Source organism: Foetidibacter luteolus, assembly GCF_009650435.1.
Taxonomy (GTDB): domain Bacteria; phylum Bacteroidota; class Bacteroidia; order Chitinophagales; family Chitinophagaceae; genus Foetidibacter; species Foetidibacter luteolus.
Window position 1 is genome coordinate 191,752 of sequence record NZ_VVIP01000043.1, and the last position, 19,601, is coordinate 211,352.

Below are 19,601 nucleotides of genomic sequence, written 5' to 3' on the forward strand. Positions count from 1 at the left end.
TTTTGTAAATTTGGGTATGGCTGAAATTTATACAATAGAAGTAGAAGGCGAAGAAGAGCTTGAAAAGCTTACAGCTTTTGCAAGCATACATGGCATTCATTTTTCAGTTAGAAAAAAATTGTCGGTTGACCTATTGCAGAATAGCGGTCAAAAACTTGCCAAAGCGCTGGAAGAGATTGCGGGCAAGGGAGGGCTGGAGAGTTTTGGAGACGCTTCAGAATGGCAACGCGAAGTACGTAAAGACAGGCCGTTACCCGGCAGATAACACATGGTTATTGACAGTAATATAATTATATATGCAGCAAAGCCTGCCAATCATGCCCTTAGAAAATATATTTCTACCCGTTTTGCTATTATTAGTTCCGTTACAATTCTTGAAACACTTGGTTACCATCTTTTAAAAAAAGATGAAGCAGATGCGCTAAACTATATTATTGAGAATGCCGTTGTAGCTGATATAGACAGGCATATCATTACCATCGCCACATCAGTAAGGCAAAAAGTAAATGTTTCTGTAGCGGATGCAATCGTTGCCGCCACAGCTTTGTATTATGAGTTTGAACTGGCTACAAATAATGAATCTGACTTTAAAAACATAACCGGTTTAAAATTGGTAAACCCGTTAAAGATTATCTAAACCCCTAATGCCTACCATTCGCCTTTCTACCAGCATTAATGCACCTGTAGAGCGGGTGTTTAACCTAGCCCGCAGCATTAACCTGCACACTGCCAGCATGCAACACACAAAGGAACTCGCTATAGCCGGCAAAACAAGTGGCTTAATTGAGGAAGGAGAATCCGTTACCTGGCAGGCAAAGCACCTGTTTAAAACAAGAACGCTCACTACAAAAATTACCGCCATGGCACCCTACCGTTTCTTTACTGATGAAATGACGGAAGGTGACTTTATAATGATGAAACATGAACATCATTTTATACAACAGGGTAACCACACCTTAATGACAGATGTGTTTACTTTTCAATCTCCGTATGGTATTTTGGGTAAAGCTGTCAACGGATTATTCTTAACCGGCTACATGACGCGGTTGCTTAACAAAAGAAACAGCGTTATAAAAACAACGGCCGAAGGCACTGGCTGGCAAAAGCTTTTGTTGCAACCTTAAAGTAGTTTACCGGCTTGCTTTTTTTGCTGCATCAAATATTTTTCTCTCCTTCCATTCATACCATTTTACGGGTATTGTTCTTTTAAAGAGTGTGTCAATGCCACGCATGCCCACCAGGTTCCAGGCGCCCTTTAATTTACCGGTTACCGAGTTGTTAAGAGCACGCAGGCTCATGGCAAAACCACTGTCAAGATATTCCATGTGGTGCCAGTAGCCGCCCGGCATAAATAAGGTATCGCCATGCTCCAGCGTAATATCAAAGCCATGCGCAAATTGTACGGCCGGAAAACGGGATGTGTCCAGCTTGCTTTTATCCGGGTCGTAGTAATTGCTGAAATCTGCAATGCTCAACACTTCAAAAGGTTTGCGGTAAAGCTTGTGCTGCTCTTTGTACGGAAAAAGCAACACCCTTTTGCGGCCTATAAACTGAGTGTGAATAATATGGCTTAAGTCAATATCAAAATGCATGTGCGTAATAGAGCCCTGCCCGCCCGTAAACAGCATGGGCACCCGTTTTACAAATCCTTTCATTAAGTGGTCAGGCCATGTAAAATCCTCAATAAGCTGCGGCGCATGGCTGAATATGTTAAAGAGAAATATACGCCACTCGGCAGGCCCATGCGTAATCATATCAATATACTGCCCAAATGTAGTGTAGCTATCCGCTTTATTTACAGGTGTGTAGGCATCGCTTTTGGTATTGTTATAAATGCCAACCTTTTTGTCTCCAACAATAGATTTAAAGTATTCCCAGGTCCATTTGGTATAAGCCGGCCACTGTTTGCTAAGGTCACGGATTACTAAAGGCCTTTGCTGGTCGTAATAGTGGCGTTTAAATTCTTCAGCGCTTATACTGTTAACAACATCTACAGGTAGCAACTGCATGTTGACTTGTTTTAAGCTGCAAAAATAACTGGAACTGTATGTTAACGCAAAGTTGATTTTGCAACGGTGGCCTGTTACATTATCAAAGCATTTATGCCAAACGGCATGTCATGCGGGCATTAACGCTTACCTTTGAAGCATGCTATTATACATACATCCTGATAACCCGCAGCCGCGCCACATTAAAGCGGTTACTGAGTGCCTGAGGGATGGAGGCGTAATTATTTACCCCACAGATACTATTTACGGGCTGGGTTGCGATATTTACCAGCACAAAGCCATCGAACGCATCAGCCGCATTAAAAGAATAGATTATCATAAAGCGCAGTTTAGTTTTGTTTGTCACGACTTAAGCGACATGAGCAAATACACAAAAAGCATTTCAACGCCTTTATACCGTATGCTAAAAAGCTACCTGCCCGGCGCATATACTTTTATTTTGCCTGCCAGTAAAGAAGTGCCAAAAATTTTACAAAGCCGCAAAAACACCATCGGCCTTCGTGTGCCCGATAACAACATTGCCAGAACAATAGTAAAAGAACTCGGGCATCCTATTTTGTCAGCAACCTTGCCAGGCGAAACAGTGGAAGAATATACAGACCCCGAATTAATCTATGAGAACTTCAGGGGCCTGGTTGATATTGTAATACATGGCGGCATTGGCGGCACCATTCCATCTACGGTTGTTGATTGTACTAAAGATGAATATGAAGTGATAAGGATGGGCGCCGGCGAATGGGTGGAAGAATAGGTGATCATTTAAAAAAGCAGCCCGGTTTGTATAATTAACAACAGCAATAAAGTTTTGGGGGGGTCCCTCGTACCTCGGGCCGGGCTTTCCGCTCATACTCCGCCGCAAAGCCACCGCACAAAGCCTTCAGCGGGGTATCCGCTTCAATCCCTCACCCGAAAGACGGTTGCCGGTTACCGGTCACAGGTTACCAGTCTATTGATAGGTAAGTGGCTGGCAATTTGTTTAGTCAATAGAGCACAGCAGAAATTCAATAATTGCTGCTAACAGTATACGTTGAACATGCGAACATTGAACTGTTAAAGCTAATTAGCTGCCATGGCCCCGCATGTTTATATCATCATTTACTGCAGGCTTTGCCTGGGCTCCTGGGCTATAGTAATGTTTGTTTCAAATAATTCCATCTGGCCACCGGCAATATCAAAGCTTCTGCGATGGTATTTGCAAAGGCCATGCTGCTCTATGGCCTTGCGGTGTTCTTCCGTACCATAGCCCTTGTTGCGCTGCCAGTTATAGTGCGGAAACTCATGGTGCAGTTGCGACATGTAGGCATCCCTGCCGGTTTTGGCCAAAATGCTGGCCGCTGCAATACTTGCATAAATGCCATCGCCTTTAATAACACATTGGTGGGGTATGCCTGTATAACGTGTAAACCTGTTGCCATCTATCAGCAGGTACTCTGGTTGTACCATAAGCCTGCTTATGGCCAGGTGCATGGCTTTAAAAGAAGCTTTTAGAATATTAATGCAGTCTATCTCATCGTTGTCAACCATAGCCACCGCGTAGCTAATGGCATTTTGCTCTATAAAAAGCCTCAGCTCTTCCCGCAGGGCAGGGTTAACCTGTTTGCTGTCGTTTAATGCGGGGTGATAAAAATCTTTGGGCAGTACAACAGCCGCTGCAAATACAGGCCCGGCATAGCAGCCACGGCCGGCTTCATCGCAACCGGCTTCAATCAGCACATCCTGGTGAAAAGCTTTTAACACCCGGCAAAATTGTGTAAATAGAAAAGAAAAGGCAAATTAAAACACGGCATTTTATACACATGCATTAGCACACACCCGGCTTTGCCAGACATAGATTGACCAGGGATGGTACGTTAAGCTGCCGCATAAAGATTTGCAGTACACGAGTGCGACGCAAGCAAAGCCCAATAGCAGTCCCACCGCCGGGCTCATAAAAAAGCAGGCCGAAGGCCAATTTACCTATTTGACAAGGGTAATGTTTACAGGGCTAATGTTTAGCCCGGATTTTGTGCTGTTGTGTTGTTAATTAAACATCCGCTAAATTTAGTTTATGCGCATTTTATGGACCTACCTGCACCCACACCGCTGGCTGATTGTGTTTTCTTTGCTGCTTGCCGCGGCCAGCCAGGTATTAACAATGGTTGACCCTATTATTTTCGGTAAAATAATTGACGACTATGCGGGCAACCCTGGAAACCGTCCACAGCAGCAATTGATTAATGGCGTACTCATGTGGCTGGGCATTGCGGTGGCTATTGCACTGCTGGCAAGGCTGGCAAAATCTTTCCAGGAATACCTGATGAGGCTGGTGGTGCAAAAATTTGGTATGCAGGTGTTTAATGACGGCTTAAAACAAACGCTGCGGTTATCTTTCCAGGAATATGAAGAACAACGAAGCGGCGAAACGCTGGCCATTTTGCAAAAAGTACGTACAGATACGGAACGGTTTATCAATGCCTTCATCAACATACTGTTTACATCTCTTACCGGCATGGCGTTTTTAATATGGTACGCCGTTACCAAACACTGGGCGTTGATACCAATTTTTATCATCGGCATTTTATTACTGGGCGGGTTAACCGGGCTGCTAAGCAAAAGAATGAAAACAGTGCAACGCTCTATTAACCGGGAAACGCTCCAGCTTTCCGGCGCCATTACTGAATCGCTGCGCAATATTGAACTGGTAAAAAGCCTTGGGCTTACGTTTCCCGAAATAAGAAGGCTGCGGCAGTTTACGCAGAAAATATTTGACCTGGAGATGCAAAAGACAAGGCAGGTGCGTACCCTTTCTTTTTTACAAGGCACCACGCTTAACCTGCTTAAGCAATCTATTCTGTTTGCCTTGCTGTGGCTTATATTCCGCAACGTGCTAACCACCGGTGAGCTTATCAGCATGCAGTTTATAACAACGGCCATCTTTGTACCGCTACAGGACCTTGGTAATATTATTCTTCAATACCGCGAAGCAGAAGCTTCGTTGCAGCTTTTTCACAAGCTTATGCAGCAACTGGTAGAAGAGCGGCCACCCGAGCCCATTGAAACAGGTGACCTGGAAAACCTGCGATTCGATAACGTGGTATTCCGCCATAAAACAGCATCGCAAAATGCTATTGATGGCATTTCGTTTTCTGCGGCCAAAGGTGATACACTGGCTTTTGTGGGGCCATCAGGCTCTGGTAAATCCACACTCATTAAATTATTGGTAGGCCTGTACAAGCCTGTGGAGGGAGAAATTTATTTTAACGAAGTGCCTTCAGCGGATATTCGTTACAACGCTTTGCGGCGCCAGATTGGGTTTGTAACGCAAGACACGCAATTGTTTGCCGGCACCATAAAAGATAACCTGCTGTTTGTTAAACCAGATGCTACAGACGAAGAAATTACCGACGCTCTTGAAAAAGCATCCTGTGCTGGTTTATTGTCCCGCAGCGAAAAAGGTATTTATACCAGGCTGGGCGAAGGCGGCCTTAAACTGTCTGGTGGGGAGCGCCAGCGCATTTCTATTGCCAGGGCCTTGATACGCAATCCACGGTTGCTGATATTTGATGAAGCCACTTCAGCGCTGGATTCACTAACGGAGGAGATAATCAGCGATACCATTCGCAGCATTTCTGCCCGCAGGGAGCAGATTAATATCCTTATTGCACACCGGCTATCCACAGTGATGCACGCCGATACCATCATTGTACTGGAAAAAGGTAAAATAACTGAAACAGGTACCCATGCTTCTTTACTGGAAAGCAAGGGGCTTTACTACGCCATGTGGCGCCAGCAGGTAGGCGAAAGAAGAACCATTTCAGCGGAATAATTGGTTAACGGTTTATAATACCGTAATTTTTACTGCTACGGGTAATCCGTGGACGAATATGCAAGGCTTTTGCCCATACGCTTGCCTGAACAGCACAACTGTTTCCTGTATTTGCAGCCACAATCAGTAAAGTTTACGATGCGCCACATTTTAATTACCCGAATAATCTTTTAAATAAGATGTTTCAGGAAATTTGTAAGCACTGCAAACACCGGCAGCTAACCATTTAAAACATTAACCCCCAGGTTACTTACTTATTTTGAAGAAACTGTTTACAATATTTCTTCTGTGTGTGTTTTCTTTTTATATGGCCGGATGGTATTCCATATTTGCTATTTGCAAGTGGGAAATAAAAAAGAGCATCAAAAGCCAGGTAAAAAAAAGGATCCCCGATTCAAAGCTTACTGTTATACGAATAAGCAAGGCATCTGCATGCAGCTTAAATTGGATAGAGCAGGGAAAGGAATTTGAATACGGGCACAGGATGTATGATATTGTAAGAATGGAAACCTGCGCCGGTGGCATTAACTATTATTGCATTGATGACGAGGAAGAAAAGCAGCTATTCCGTTTTCTTGATAAAATGGTGCAGGACTTTATGGCGCATTCAAAAAGGGCAAACAGTCTTAAAGCACTCGAAAAAACATGGCTGGCTGTAAATTCTGTTCCCTTAGAAGATTTTCATTCCTCAAAACACAACGGCGTTTCATACACGCAATACAAGCATCTTTTTTATAAACCCGTTTACCTGGATATAATTTTACCGCCTCCCAAATAAGCGCATAGCGTTTCATAAAAAAACCAATCAATTAAAATTCTCATCCTTCCTTGCTGGGCTGCAGTCGGTTTTAAGTTATGCTGCATGCTGTTGTTAGCGTTTGCACTTGTGTAATCTGCTGTATGCAATGGCATGGGCAAAGCTTAACCATGCCGGTAAATACCGGTTCAGATTTTTTTTAATTTTTGTAACACTCGTTCTATGGGTAGCGCTATGCCTGAAGGCTGGCAATGCTATCGCACCATACCACGTATGTGGTATATGTTTTCTTGCCTGCCACTTTTTCTAAAACTTCAAATTATGAGAAAACATATCCTAGTACTTTTTTGTACTTTTTATTGCCTCACCGCTTTTTCACAATCTACTTATATAAAGGGCCGCGTTTTTGATGCCTACAGCCATAACCCGCTTGAAGGTGCCACCGTAAGTGTAGCAGGTAAACAGGCAGCTATTACAGGCAAAGACGGCGTTTTTTCTGTATTGTACAGCGATCCCTTAGCCGAAATAACAATCGAATACATCGGGTATGATGTATACAGCGCTGTACCAAAAAATACCGGTTTGGTTTTGCAGATCGGTCTCATCGCATCCAATACCAGCCTAAACAATGTTGAAATAAGCGCCAATATTAAAACGCATAGTTCCGTGCTTAAAAACCCGCAAGCCATCGGCATTTTAAGCCGTAGGGAACTAACCCGCAACGATGGCGTATTTCTTGAGAATAGCCTAAACCTGGTGCCCGGCGTAAGAATGGAAAAACGAACAGCCAACGGTGGCCAACGCATAGTAATACGAGGGTATGGCAATGCCAGCAATTTTAATGGCAGCGGCATAAAGGCATACCTTAACGGCATTCCTGTAACAGATGCGGAAGGCACTACTATTTTTGACGATATTGATTTTTCTACACTCGGTAAAGTAGAGGTAATTAAAGGCCCTGCTTCCGCGCTGTATGGCAATGGCATTGGTGGCGTAGTTAAATTGTTTACGCTTAAGCCATCGCCCCAGGCATCAAAAGTTACACAGGAATTTACCGGCGGCAGTTATGGTTTATGGTCAAGTAATACCCGGCTTGAATCTGCCGGGGACAAATCTTCTGTACTCGTAAACTATGGCCACCAGAACTATGATGGGTACAGGGTGCACAGCAGCGCCAGGAAAGACTTTGTAAACCTGCTGGCAGATTTTACTTCCGGCGAAAAATCGCTTTTCTCCATATATGCCGCTTACAATAATTCCTACAACGGGCTGGCCGGCCAGCTTGACAGCGCTTCTTTCTTTAATAAAGAAAATAAGGGAGAAGACCGCTACCTGGGCAACGATGGCCACTCTGCCTATGAAAGTTACCGTACAGGTTTGTCTCATAAATACAATTTCTCCAACACGGTAAGCAATACCACCAGTACCTATTTTACCAACTACAAATTAAACCAAACGGCGGCGCCCAGCCTGTCAAGCAATATGGTAAGCAATGTGGGTGGCAGAACAGAATTTAATTTCAACTTTCCCGGGCAGGTAGTAAGCATTACAGGTACGGCGGGCGCTGAATACCAAAAAACAAGTGCGTTTAAAAAAACCAATGCTATGTCTAACAGTGTATTGGGGGCATTAACAACTGATCTTGAAGTGGCATCTTTTCAATACTCATTTTTTACAGAGTGGAATGTAATATTGCCGGCAGGCGTTACTGCAATTGCAGGTGCTGGCCGTAACACTGTCAGGTATAACATAACAGATAAGCTTACCAATACGGCTAATCCCACACATCTTGACCAGTCTGGCAGCAAAACTTTCAAAGCTGTTATAACACCACACTTTGCCATTCAAAAAATGTTTGCGCAAAACATAACGCTGTATGCCTCGCTCAGCAAAGGGTACTCGCCTCCGGCTACCGGGAATGTGGTTATACCTGTAACCGGCGAAGTGGTTAAAGACCTTAAGCCCGAAAGCGCAACACAGTATGAAATAGGCAGCAAAGGAAGCCTGTTGAACAAAAAACTGTCCTATCAACTGGCGCTGTTTAGTATGAAAATAAAAGACAAACTAAATACACAGGCTGCGGTGGATGAAGATGGCACTGTACTTTATAGCTACAGTGTTAACGCGGGTATTCAGCAAAACAAGGGTATTGAGCTGTCTGTAAACTATGCAATTATAGATGACCGCTTTAAGACCATTTCACTGGTAAGGCCTTTTATCAATTACAGCTACTCACATTTTCGCTACACCAATTTTAAAAGCGATAACAATAACAACGAAAAAACGGTTGACTACAGCGGCAACAAAACCGTAGGTGTGCCTCCCCATAACCTTAGCGCCGGGGTTGATATTGGTTTCCGTAACGGGCTTTACCTGTTTTCAACTTTTCAGCACATAGATAAAATGCCCATCTCGTACGATAACATGCACAACGCCCCAGCCTATTCCCTGCTTAATTTCAAAGCAGGCTACAAGCGCAATATCGGCAAGCGCATACAGTTAGACCTGTTTGCCGGCAGCAATAATGTTACCGGTAAACTGTATTATAACATGGTCTTCCTTAACTCATATACCGCTGCGGCAGCCAATCCGAATATTTACCTGCCAGGCCCATACAAGGCAACAGTTTATGGCGGTTTCAACTTTAGCTATATTCTATAATTTTTTGCAGGGCAGCCAAGGCTGCCCTGCAGTTTTAAGCTCTACTATCATGAGAATACTCGTATTTATTTTACTGGTAATTGCCACTACTTCCTGTGGCCGTTTTGCCAACAAAGAACAAGACAATAGTGGCGGCGGGGAAAGAATAGTTTCTGTATCAAAGCAGTACACGGAAATAATGTATGCCCTTGGCGCCGAAAAAAACCTGGTAGCAGTAGATGTGTCCAGTGTTTATCCCCCGCAGGTAAAAAAGCTGCCCACTGTTGGTTATCACCGTGCCCTTAGCCTTGAAAGCCTGCTGGCTGCAAAGCCTTCGGTTATTCTGGAAGATGGCCCGGAAAGTATGGGTCCGGAGCATGTGGTTACCCAGCTAAAAAGTCTTCAAATTCCTATGAAGGAGTTTAGCACAAAAGCAACCAATATAGACAGTACAAAACTGCTCATCCGCGAAATGGCAACCTACTTTAAAAAAGAAAATAATGCGGATGGCCTTTGTAAAAAGCTGGATGCCGATATGCAGGCAGCCTTAGATTCAGCTTCAAAATATACCGACAAACCTAAAACGCTCATCATTCATTTCGGCCGTGCCATGAACGTTTATATGGTTATGAAAGACGGAAGTACGGCCGGTAAAATGGTGGAGTGGGCCGGGGGCAAAATGGCCATCAGTTCCAGCGACGCAAAAAGCATGAGACAGATATCCGCCGAGCTGGTGGCAGCATCAGATCCCGATATCATCATACTTACAGATTTCGGGTACGACCGCCTGGGCACAAAAGATAAAATAAAAGAGCTGCCCGGCGTTGCCAGTACAAAAGCTTTCAAAAACAACCGTATTTACCGGTTTGAGGAAAACGACCTTGTTTACCTGGGGCCACGTACCGGCGAAAATGTTTTAAAACTTCAACAGCTTATACACCCGCCTCATGCAACAGTTCAGTAAACATTATACGGCCATCTATCCTGTATTGGTGGCGCTGCTTATTATTACAACCTTATTTTCCATTCGGTATGGCGCGGTTAATATACCTGTACAAACCATGTATACCGCCTTGGGCAAGGCTTTTAGTAATGCCGGCAATGCCACTTTGTACGAAAGGATTTTTATGGAAATAAGGTTGCCCCGGGCTTTACTTACTGTACTGGTAGGTGCAAGCCTGGCCGCCGGGGGCGTATTAATGCAGGCGCTGTTCCGCAACCCTATTGTTGAGCCGGGGCTTGTGGGTACTTCCAGCGGCGCTGCTTTTGGCGCCGCCCTATACTTCGTCCTGGGCGCAACTTTTCACTTTACCGCCGGCGAGTGGACGCTGCCACTGGCTGCCTGTGCCGGCGCTGTCATAGCAACCGGTCTTGTATTTATCCTTTCCGAATCCGGCGCCCAAAAAAATTCTGTAACAGGCTTACTGCTTACGGGTATCGCCATCAATGCGCTTTTCATCAGCGGCGTTGGGTTTATGTCTTACATAGCCCGCGATCCGCAGGCCCGGTCAATTACGTTCTGGACGCTCGGTACGTTATCCGGTGGTAGCTGGCACGCTGTAGCTATTGTATTCGTTAGCTCGCTAACCTGTATCGGAATTGCTCTGCGCTACAGCAAGCAGCTTAACCTTTTAATGATTGGTGAAGATGAGGCGCAATACATGGGCGTTAACACCAAAAACATGCGCCGGGCAATTCTGTTGGTTAACGTAATTATGGTAGCAACAGCAACGGCCTTTACCGGCGTCATTAGTTTTGTTGGCCTCATTGTACCGCACCTGTTGCGTATGCTGAAAGGGTCAGATAACCGGTTTCTTCTTATTGCCGGTTCGCTGTGCGGCGGCTTGTTGTTATCCCTTGCGGATATAGCCGCACGTATGCTCGTGCAACCAGCCGAACTGCCAATTGGTATCGTTACTTCAGTGGTGGGCGTACCGGTATTCATCCTTTTGCTAAAAAGAAAAAGCAGGCAGTATCAATAATATACATGAGACAGTATTGGGGGCGTGCCCCCAAGCTATCGCAAGGGGTCGGGCTTTCCGCTACTACTCCGCCACAAAAGCCAGGCACAGGGCCATCAGCGGGGTAGCCGCTTCAATCCCTCACGCAAATCCGTTTCACCCCTTTATTATCGGTACCGCATCAACAAATGACAGTTAAATCAAAAGGTAATGCTTTCAGTACAAAATGTTTCTTACAGTATAAACGGCAGGCGGTTGTTACATGGTGTAACAACTGCTTTTTCTCCGGGCCAGCTAAGCCTTATCATCGGCCCTAACGGCGCGGGCAAATCAACCTTTATAAAATTGTTGTGCCGGCAGCTTCCGCCTCTGCATGGGCAAATTTTAATGGATGGCAAAAGCCTGGATGAGTACAGCAGCAGGCAGCTTGGCATAAAACGGGCCGTGCTTTCCCAATCAATAGAAGTAAATTTTCCCCTGAAAGTATGGGAAGTTGTAATGATGGGCAGGTACCCGCACTACCAGTTAAAACCCTCGGCAAAAGACAACCAGGCTGTTGAAGCTGCTATGCGTTATTTTGATGTATGGGATATGGCCGAAAGGGATTTTACCACCTTAAGCGGGGGCGAGAAACAAAGGGTACACTTTGCCAGGGTATTGTGCCAGGTGTGGTATGCCCCTAAAGAGGGTTGCCGCTATTTAATAATGGACGAACCACTTACCTTTTTGGATGTGTATTACCAGTTTCAGTTTATGCATAAAATAAAGGATCTGCTAAACAACAGCGATATGGTGGTAATAGGCGTAGTGCATGATTTAAACCTGGCAGCCCGTTTTGCTGATAAGGTTATACTCATTAACAGCGGTACAATAGTGGCGCAAGGCAAAAGCAGTGAAGTATTAACGGAAAGTAACATACAGGCAGCATATCAATTAAAACCGGTTGTTATGCATGATAAGGCAAGAGATACGGTAAATCTTTTTTTTGAATGAACAACAGATCGCTGTTATACAGGTTGCTGTTAGCGTAAGCTATAGTAAGCGCTAACGGTATGCCCTAAAACAACATCCTGATTATCCTTTAGGTAAATACTGTAATTTGCCTGTACTAAACAGCTTCCAGTTCATTTAATAAAACCAAAGACACTTATGAAAAAATGCATGGTATTGCTTTGCCTTTGTTTTGCATTAAACAGCCTGTACGCCCAACAAAATAGCGCTGTGGCCATCATACCCCAACCGGTAAAAATCACAGAGAGTGGCGGTGTTTTTAAATTACCTGAAACAATAACAATACAGGCGCCGGAAGATGCTGAACTAAAACATACATTAAGCTTTTTACAGGAGCGTTTTTCTACTACCACGGGCAAAGCGGTAAACGTTGCAGCCAATGCTGAACTGGCTGCTATAAAACTGCAATTGCTATCCACGCCCGATGGTATAATTGGCAACGAGGGCTACCATTTATCCGTTACGCCGGCCGGAGCGGTTATAACAGCCAACAAAGCGGCTGGAATATTTTATGGCGTGCAAACCTTGCTGCAGTTGTTACCCAAAGAAATTGAAGGCAAGGAAAAAGCTGGCGATATTAACTGGCAAGCCCCTTGTGTGGAGGTTACAGATTATCCACGGTTTGGTTGGAGGGGGCTGATGTTCGATGTTTCCCGACACTTTTTTACCAAGGACGAAGTGAAGAGCTATATTGACAAAATGGCCCGCTATAAGTTCAACCTGCTCCACTGGCACCTTACCGATGATGAAGGCTGGCGTATTGAAATAAAAAGCTTACCCAAACTGACAGAAGTAGGGGCCTGGAATGTTAAGAAAACCGGCTACTTTGGAACTTTCTCCGCACCCACACCTGACGAGCCGCGAACTTATGGTGGGTTTTACACGCAGGATGATATTAAAGAAGTGATCGCCTATGCCAAAGAACGGTTTGTAAACATCCTTCCCGAAGTAGATGTTCCGGGACATAGCCTGGCTGCCGTAGCTTCTTACCCAGAGCTTTCCTGCACACCCGGGGCTGACAAATACAAGGTTGGTTCCGGCAATCCCTTTATTGACTGGACTGATCACGGCATGGTGGCGCATCTTGACAATACGCTTTGCCCGGCCAATGAAAAAGTATATGGATTTTTAGACAAGGTGTTTACCGAGGTGGCTGCCCTCTTTCCCTTTGATTACATACATGTTGGCGGCGATGAATGTGCCAAAACCTTCTGGCATAAGAGTGCGGCTATAAAAGCACTGATGAAAAAGGAAAACCTGAAAACGATGGAAGAAGTGCAAAGCTATTTTGAAAAAAGGGTATTGAAAATAGTAGAGGCCAAGGGCAAAAAACTGATAGGGTGGGATGAAATACTGGAAGGTGGCCTTGCACCCGGCGCCGCTGTAATGAGCTGGCGTGGAGAAAAGGGGGGTATAGAAGCGGCTAAAATGCAGCACGAGGTAGTAATGAGCCCCACCACATTTGTTTATATTGATTACATGCAGGGAGACGCTGCCATAGAACCACGTGTGTATGCCTCGCTGCGGCTAAACAAGGCTTACCAGTTTGAGCCTGTGCCCGAAGGTGTGGATGCCAAATACATAAAAGGGGGCCAGGCCAATCTTTGGACAGAGCAGGTTTACAATATGCGCCATGCAGAGTACATGACTTGGCCCCGGGCGTTTGCTACGGCGGAAAGTGTATGGTCTGCAAAAGAGGCAAAAAACTGGAACAATTTTACCAGACGGGTAGAGCAGCATTTTAAACGGTTTGATGCTGCGGAAACTAATTATGCACCCAGTATGTATGACCCTATATTCACTTCGTCGTTTGATGGCAAGGGGCAGTTACAGATAACCCTGGCTACGGAAATTGAAGGCCTTGATATTTACTACAGTTTCGACAACTCTTTTCCGGACAGGTTTTACCCCAAATACACGGAAACAGTTACCGCCCCCAAAGACGCGGTAATGATGAAGGTGATTACCTACCGCGGCAAAGAACCTATTGGACGCCTGATTTATATGCCCCTGGATGAAATGAAAAAAAGGGCAAAAGCGAAGAAATAATACCGGGCGGCAGGCAAATGTTGCCAAAGGCGGCAAACGCAAGTCTGCACGGTGGGCAAAGCTCCATAGCGTATCAACAGTACAAGAGTGCGACGCAAGTAAAGCCTCCTGCTTATTCTTCTGCCGGGCCCATAAATGTATTTTGTTATTAATGCAAAGCATTAATAAACAAAGCCGCCAGTTTGGTGGCTTTGTTTTTATACGCCCTGTTGAGTAGTTATTTTCCCTGCAATTTCTGTGGTATTTCACATAGTTCCGGCCTCAAACCATTTATAACTTTAATCCGTAAATCTTAATAAATGTTGCAGCGGTTAGTCATACCCGTTTAACCCGGCACTACAGTTAACATATAAGTTTTGCTGACCGGTTTTAACGCAATTTTTTATTACAAACAGGTAACAATTTCACATTAGCGGCATCTTATTGTTATACCAGTTTAAAGCAGAGATCATGAAAAAGCAAACTACACACCAGGAAGTATTTTTAATGACCAACACCACTTTTGCCCAGCGGCAGTGGATTGAAACAGGTAACGACCAAAACCAACATTATCACTCTAAAAACGAACAGTTGGAAGACGCCTGCTGGAATGGCATGCTGTACGATATGTTGCCGGGCATTATCGCAAAGTCTCCTACAGGTAAACAGCTTTTTCTGTGGCAGATGAAGCAAAAAAGCCTGGGCCTGGAAATGGAATTGGGGGAGTTTCCACCAACGATAGAGCGCTACTTTTCCATTGACCCACTGTATTTTTTGCCTGAAAAAAGCTACAATTAAATGTTGTAATGGTTTCTTTGTACTACACCAATTTACTACAGCCTTGTTTTAAAACTCGAAAAAGAAGACAAAACATAGCCTCCCTTATCCGGGTATCGGACCTACCATAATTGGTGATATCCAACCTAAATTCAGTGAAAGGTTGCACCTAACTGCAACATACATATCCTGTGGCGCAACTTATTGATTTATAATAGTAACCTAACACTGGTCACTTTTTCGCCATCAAACTACCTATTTTTCCATCACCCTGACCTCCTTCAAATCAATGTTTCTAATCAATGAGTTAATGATTTACCTGAAACTAAACCACTCTTAATTTTGTTATGCGTGTAGTACTTATACTACGTGGTTACCAAAAAAATTCTTACTTCCTTTCTATTAATCCAACTATTTTTTACGGCCTGCGCTTAAAGTTACTTTGTGTTATCAAACTGAATAAACGCCCCGGTTTAAAAGTTTAATAAACAGCAGTTCATTGACAAAATCCAGTATCCTACAATATTAAGCATATCGCTAATGATCCAGGTATATCAACAGCCATATGCACAAGGTTAGTTTCACCCATAAACAAACCTTTGTCGTTTTTTCCGTACCCTAATGGAAACTCTTAAAAGGTAACAGCTTCAAAATAAGCCTGCCCCATTTATGTCTTTAAGTTTTTTCCGTGCCTTATGAAATCTTGCTACTGTATTTTGACAATAAAGAACTGTTTAAAAGGCTAACGCATCCTCCGTATTCTTTTCAGGTAGTTAAAGGTTCACAATCTAAAACCATAAGATTCAATATTATGCAAATACTGATTTATACCAGCAGCAGTACTACCATTAAATGGGTAGAAGACCAGGTTGTTAAAACCGGCAATTGCTCTTTTGCGGTTGATACCTGCAGCATAGCTGAAGCAGGCATGTTGCTTAAATCAATACAGTTCGATGCGATTGTACTTGACGTAAGTGACACTGAAAAACAATCTAAGCAGGTAGTTAAGGCGCTTCTTGAGTTAAGGGCACAAATACCCGTTGTTGTAGTAACCGGCGTATTAACGCTTCCCGCGGCAGTTGAGGCTGTTAAGCTGGGCGCGGAAACATACCTGCTGAACGAAAAAGCCGAGCCTGGTATTTTAGCGGAGTACATTAAAGTGGTGATAACAAAAAAGGCTGAGGTTGCCAGGCGTTATGCACTTGCAGAACCTTCTCCGGATATTGTTTACTTTTTAAACCAGCCAGCTATTCAATAAGCCTTTATGCAACACGTATTTACACAACAGGAAATACTGCTGATGACTGATACGAGCTATAGCCAGCAGCAGTGGTGCAAAAATCCACCTGCGGGTAAAAAACAATCCCATGCCATAGCAGATAAACTTGAAGAGGCATGCTGGAACGGGCTGTTAAAAGAGATGTTGCCCGGCATACTGGACGAAAATGCCAATGCCAGTAAACTTTTTCTGTGGCAGATGAAGCTTAACGAATGCTGCCTTGAAATTGAACTTGGCGAATACCCGGCTGAAATTGAATTTTTTTATTCAATTACGCCAAAAAGCTTTTTGAAAGAAAAACCGCTTAGTTAATAGTACCCCTGTTTAGTTTCGGCAAAGCCGAAATAAGGCATAGGTAAATTAATCCGTTCTTTTTACAATCCAATATCCTGTGTAGCTGCTAAATTCTGGCAGCATAGAAATACAATAATCCGTACCCGGGAAAACAACCATAACCTTACTTTATTAAACATTTAATCTTTAAACCCCATGCAATTACCAAATTTTCGTAGCAACGCCAATGTGAGCGGTTTTGTTACGAAAGAACAAACAGAAACAACCCCGGCCTTGTATGAACTTGAATACCTTACAGAAGCAGTAATGTTAATAAAAGCAGACTTTCTATCGTTACTGAAAAATATTCCTGAGCTGAGGGAGAAGATAAAAAGGGATAATTAACCCCTCTTTTAAAAATACAGCCGCGTATGGTAAGAACATGCTTGCCGGAACCTTAGTAAATGTCCGTTTTTGATCTACCGTATGCGGCTTAACTAAATGTTTATTCTAAAGTTCACAATCTCTCTGTAACCATCCGTATCCTTCCGTACCCCCTTTTTTCAATTACAGCACTAAATAATTACAAACAAAAACCGTGTTTTTATATCTCCGGAACAGTTTTTCCTGGTTCGTCAGTATGGTCAATGTCTTCTACAGGCACTTCTGCAATATTCGAAAAAACTGATTTAAACTGGCCACCCAAAACATCAGAAACGGCCTTAAACGTTTGATCAAACAACTTTTTACCGGCAGGGGTATTAAAAAACCACACACCTACACCGGCAACTGCGCCGGCTAAAAGAAATGTTCCTATATTTTTCATGCTATAGTTTATTATACATGTTCAAAGATGCTGCCAGTTTATTTCAGCTCGTACATTTCTATGGCTGATGGATATTTTCTGCTGTGGTATAGCCTTACCTTTATTTTCTTAAAGTCTTTTTCTTCTGCTTCGCTGATATTCATAAACTGCTGTGGGTTTCTGTCAACCAGCGGAAACCAGGTGCTTTGTACCTGCACCATAATTTTATGCCCTTTTAAAAAGGTATGTGCAACATCATTTAGCTGAAGTTTTACCTCCGTAACCTTTTCGGCGGTAAAAGCTTCCGGTTTCTCGAAACTGTTACGAAATTTTCCCCGTAAAACTTCTGCCCTTACCAATTGTTGGGTTTGGTCGCCATCTGGCTCAACATCAATAAGTTTTACAATAAAATCGGCATCGCTACCCTCAATGCTTACATACAGGTTGGCCGTTAGGGTACCTGCTATGGTAAAGTTTTGCTGCAATGCCTGGCCGGTATAGCTTAGCACGTCTGGCCGCCGGGAGGCAAATGTTTGATCTGCTGCCATATACTCGTCTAACCTCCCCGGCGCCCGGTCTTTTATGTAAGGTACCGGGTCTGCCGGGTCGGAAGTATATTCATCAAAACCAGTTAAGTGCTGAGTTGACGATTGCAGGCTTTTATCATTACCCAGGAATAAAGTTGTTTTAGTTGTTTTCGGCGCTGGCCATTGACTAAAGCTTTTCCACTCATTAGAACCGGTGAAAAAAATGCTGGCTTCCGCAGCGGTAAAACTTCCTTTGCCTTTCAGATAATAAGTAAAGAAGTTAAACTCAAGTTGCTGAAAAAAAGTATTTGTGTTGCCGCCAAAATCATAATTTACAAAACTTGTCCAGCTATTAGCGGCCCAGGCGCCGTGCGTCCATGGGCCCATTATCAAATGGTTGTTGTTTACAGGCGTTTGTTGCTCAATGGCTTTGTATGTATTAAGTGCGCCAAACAAATCCTCTGCATCAAACCAGCCACCCACAACAAGCACGGCAGGTTGCACATCCTTTAAACTGGTACGTATATTCCTGGCCTGCCAATAACTATCTTTTGTATTATGCGCCAGGTATTCATTCCATATTTTACTGCGGTTATTAAAGTATAAATCATTCGCATTTTTGATTGGGCCAAGTTTTAAAAAAAACTCATAGGCATCTTTTATTTCTATGTTGTTATTAATGGATGGGTATTTTTTCCAAGGTTCTTTGCGCGGATGATCAAAATAGTTAAGAAAGCCAAAGTTATCCATCAAAAAAAAGGCGCCACGGTGGTAGGCATCATCTCCCTCAAATTCATCTGTTACCGGCGCCTGGGGCGATACAGCTTTTATTGCCGGATGAGCATTAGGCAACGCTGCGGCAGCATAAAAACCAGGATAAGAGATTCCGTATAGACCGGCATTTCCGTTATTGTTCGCAATGTTTTTAAGCAACCAGTCAACCGTATCATAGGCATCTGTGCTTTCATCGGTTTTTTTACCTGCCTGGCTGGCATTTATGGCCGGCGTCATTTCTTCAAAATTTCCCTCGCTCATATAACGGCCCCGAACATCCTGGTAAACAAAAATGAATTTTTCCTCTGCAAAGCGCCTGTTAGGCCCAAGCCTGCGTGTGTTGTAATTATCTTCCCCATAAGGCGCACAGGAATAGGGTGTACGCATTATAAGAAACGGGTATTTCTCAGAGGTATCCCTGGGCATGTAAATAGCGGTAAACAGTTTAATCCCGTCCCGCATTGGTATCATGCGTTCTATTTTAAGGTATGTGTCTTTAACCGAAGCAGTGGAAGGGCTGCTTTGTGCATTACAGGAAATGGTTATAACCAGCACAGCCAGCAGTAATACATTTTTCACCTTCAAAAATTTTTCTTTAAAATCAAATTTCATAAGCATGAATTTAAACAGAAAAATTCTTGCTAATCAAGCGTTTGGTGATATTCGGGAAAACCATAGTGCGGTCTTGCTGCCCAACAAGGCCTTTTCTGGGCTATTGCTAAAGGTTTTTGGGGGGTGTCCCTCGTACCTCGGGCCGGACAGAACTGCGTTCGCAACCTTCGTTAAAGCAACGTTTAGTTGCTTTTCCTCGCTTGTGCTATTACTCCGCCGCACAAAGCCTTCAGCGGGGTAACCGCTTCAATCCCTCACCCAAAGTGCAGCCTGTTGCTTCTTTTGCAGGCGGTCCTTATGCGTAAAACAAGAATACAATAGTACTGTAATCCTGATCGTAAGT

Annotated in this window: 19 protein-coding genes; 15 read left to right on the plus strand and 4 right to left on the minus strand. The window is 43.8% G+C overall.

The features are described from left to right. The first annotated feature begins 16 nt into the window (after positions 1-16). The 3 genes from F0364_RS13390 to F0364_RS13400 are packed head-to-tail and all read left to right on the plus strand — an operon-like array spanning position 17 to position 1,124. The gene (locus F0364_RS13390; RefSeq protein ID WP_153798289.1) at positions 17-265 is read left to right on the plus strand and encodes a hypothetical protein; all 249 of its coding nucleotides are present in this window, start codon (positions 17-19) and stop codon (positions 263-265) included. Between the two features lie 3 nt (positions 266-268). Continuing rightward, positions 269-637: a type II toxin-antitoxin system VapC family toxin gene (locus F0364_RS13395; protein WP_153798290.1), complete on the plus strand. Its 369-nt coding sequence runs from the start codon at positions 269-271 to the stop codon at positions 635-637. Positions 638-644: 7 nt separating this feature from the next. Further along, the gene (locus F0364_RS13400; RefSeq protein ID WP_153798291.1) at positions 645-1,124 is read left to right on the plus strand and encodes an SRPBCC family protein; all 480 of its coding nucleotides are present in this window, start codon (positions 645-647) and stop codon (positions 1,122-1,124) included. 6 nt (positions 1,125-1,130) lie between these two features. On the opposite strand, the gene F0364_RS13405 is transcribed toward F0364_RS13400, so the two are convergent. After that, positions 1,131-2,009 carry a cupin-like domain-containing protein gene (locus tag F0364_RS13405; RefSeq protein ID WP_153798292.1) on the minus strand — a complete coding sequence of 293 codons (879 nt, stop codon included), beginning with the start codon at positions 2,007-2,009 and terminating at the stop codon, positions 1,131-1,133. 139 nt (positions 2,010-2,148) lie between these two features. On the opposite strand from F0364_RS13405, the gene F0364_RS13410 reads away from it, so the two are divergent. Continuing rightward, positions 2,149-2,760, plus strand: a complete 612-nt coding sequence (locus F0364_RS13410; RefSeq protein WP_153798293.1) for an L-threonylcarbamoyladenylate synthase — start codon at positions 2,149-2,151, stop codon at positions 2,758-2,760. Between the two features lie 344 nt (positions 2,761-3,104). On the opposite strand, the gene rnhB is transcribed toward F0364_RS13410, so the two are convergent. Beyond that, entirely contained in the window at positions 3,105-3,746 is a 642-nt protein-coding gene (rnhB, locus tag F0364_RS13415; RefSeq protein ID WP_153798294.1) for a ribonuclease HII, read from the minus strand. Between the two features lie 310 nt (positions 3,747-4,056). On the opposite strand from rnhB, the gene F0364_RS13420 reads away from it, so the two are divergent. From F0364_RS13420 to F0364_RS13470, 11 genes are all read left to right on the plus strand, one after another. Next, positions 4,057-5,814 (plus strand): ABC transporter ATP-binding protein, encoded by a 1,758-nt coding sequence (locus F0364_RS13420; protein WP_153798295.1) that lies wholly within the window; start codon positions 4,057-4,059, stop codon positions 5,812-5,814. A gap of 259 nt (positions 5,815-6,073) precedes the next feature. Beyond that, positions 6,074-6,592: a hypothetical protein gene (locus tag F0364_RS13425; protein ID WP_153798296.1), complete on the plus strand. Its 519-nt coding sequence runs from the start codon at positions 6,074-6,076 to the stop codon at positions 6,590-6,592. Between the two features lie 300 nt (positions 6,593-6,892). Next, positions 6,893-9,232: a TonB-dependent receptor gene (locus tag F0364_RS13430; RefSeq protein WP_207632662.1), complete on the plus strand. Its 2,340-nt coding sequence runs from the start codon at positions 6,893-6,895 to the stop codon at positions 9,230-9,232. Between the two features lie 49 nt (positions 9,233-9,281). Then, positions 9,282-10,175: a heme/hemin ABC transporter substrate-binding protein gene (locus F0364_RS13435; protein WP_153798298.1), complete on the plus strand. Its 894-nt coding sequence runs from the start codon at positions 9,282-9,284 to the stop codon at positions 10,173-10,175. Continuing rightward, positions 10,159-11,193, plus strand: a complete 1,035-nt coding sequence (locus F0364_RS13440) for a FecCD family ABC transporter permease (protein ID WP_153798299.1) — start codon at positions 10,159-10,161, stop codon at positions 11,191-11,193. Before F0364_RS13435 ends, F0364_RS13440 begins: the two co-directional genes overlap by 17 nt. A 189-nt stretch (positions 11,194-11,382) precedes the next feature. Further along, positions 11,383-12,165 carry a heme ABC transporter ATP-binding protein gene (locus F0364_RS13445; protein WP_153798300.1) on the plus strand — a complete coding sequence of 261 codons (783 nt, stop codon included), beginning with the start codon at positions 11,383-11,385 and terminating at the stop codon, positions 12,163-12,165. 156 nt (positions 12,166-12,321) lie between these two features. Beyond that, a complete protein-coding gene (locus tag F0364_RS13450) occupies positions 12,322-14,232 on the plus strand; it encodes a beta-N-acetylhexosaminidase (protein ID WP_153798301.1) in 1,911 nt (636 codons plus the stop codon). 450 nt (positions 14,233-14,682) lie between these two features. After that, positions 14,683-15,009 carry a hypothetical protein gene (locus tag F0364_RS13455; protein WP_153798302.1) on the plus strand — a complete coding sequence of 109 codons (327 nt, stop codon included), beginning with the start codon at positions 14,683-14,685 and terminating at the stop codon, positions 15,007-15,009. A gap of 790 nt (positions 15,010-15,799) precedes the next feature. After that, positions 15,800-16,246, plus strand: a complete 447-nt coding sequence (locus tag F0364_RS13460) for a response regulator (protein ID WP_153798303.1) — start codon at positions 15,800-15,802, stop codon at positions 16,244-16,246. Between the two features lie 6 nt (positions 16,247-16,252). Beyond that, on the plus strand, positions 16,253-16,579 hold the full coding sequence (locus F0364_RS13465) for a hypothetical protein (RefSeq protein ID WP_153798304.1): 327 nt from the start codon (positions 16,253-16,255) through the stop codon (positions 16,577-16,579). Between the two features lie 177 nt (positions 16,580-16,756). Then, positions 16,757-16,945, plus strand: a complete 189-nt coding sequence (locus F0364_RS13470) for a hypothetical protein (protein WP_153798305.1) — start codon at positions 16,757-16,759, stop codon at positions 16,943-16,945. Positions 16,946-17,144: 199 nt separating this feature from the next. Here the strand turns inward: F0364_RS13470 and F0364_RS13475 are convergent, their stop codons facing one another. Next, positions 17,145-17,366: a hypothetical protein gene (locus tag F0364_RS13475; RefSeq protein ID WP_153798306.1), complete on the minus strand. Its 222-nt coding sequence runs from the start codon at positions 17,364-17,366 to the stop codon at positions 17,145-17,147. 38 nt (positions 17,367-17,404) lie between these two features. Then, positions 17,405-19,258, minus strand: coding sequence for a CocE/NonD family hydrolase (locus F0364_RS13480; protein WP_153798307.1), 1,854 nt, complete (start codon positions 19,256-19,258; stop codon positions 17,405-17,407). Positions 19,259-19,601 lie beyond the last annotated feature (343 nt).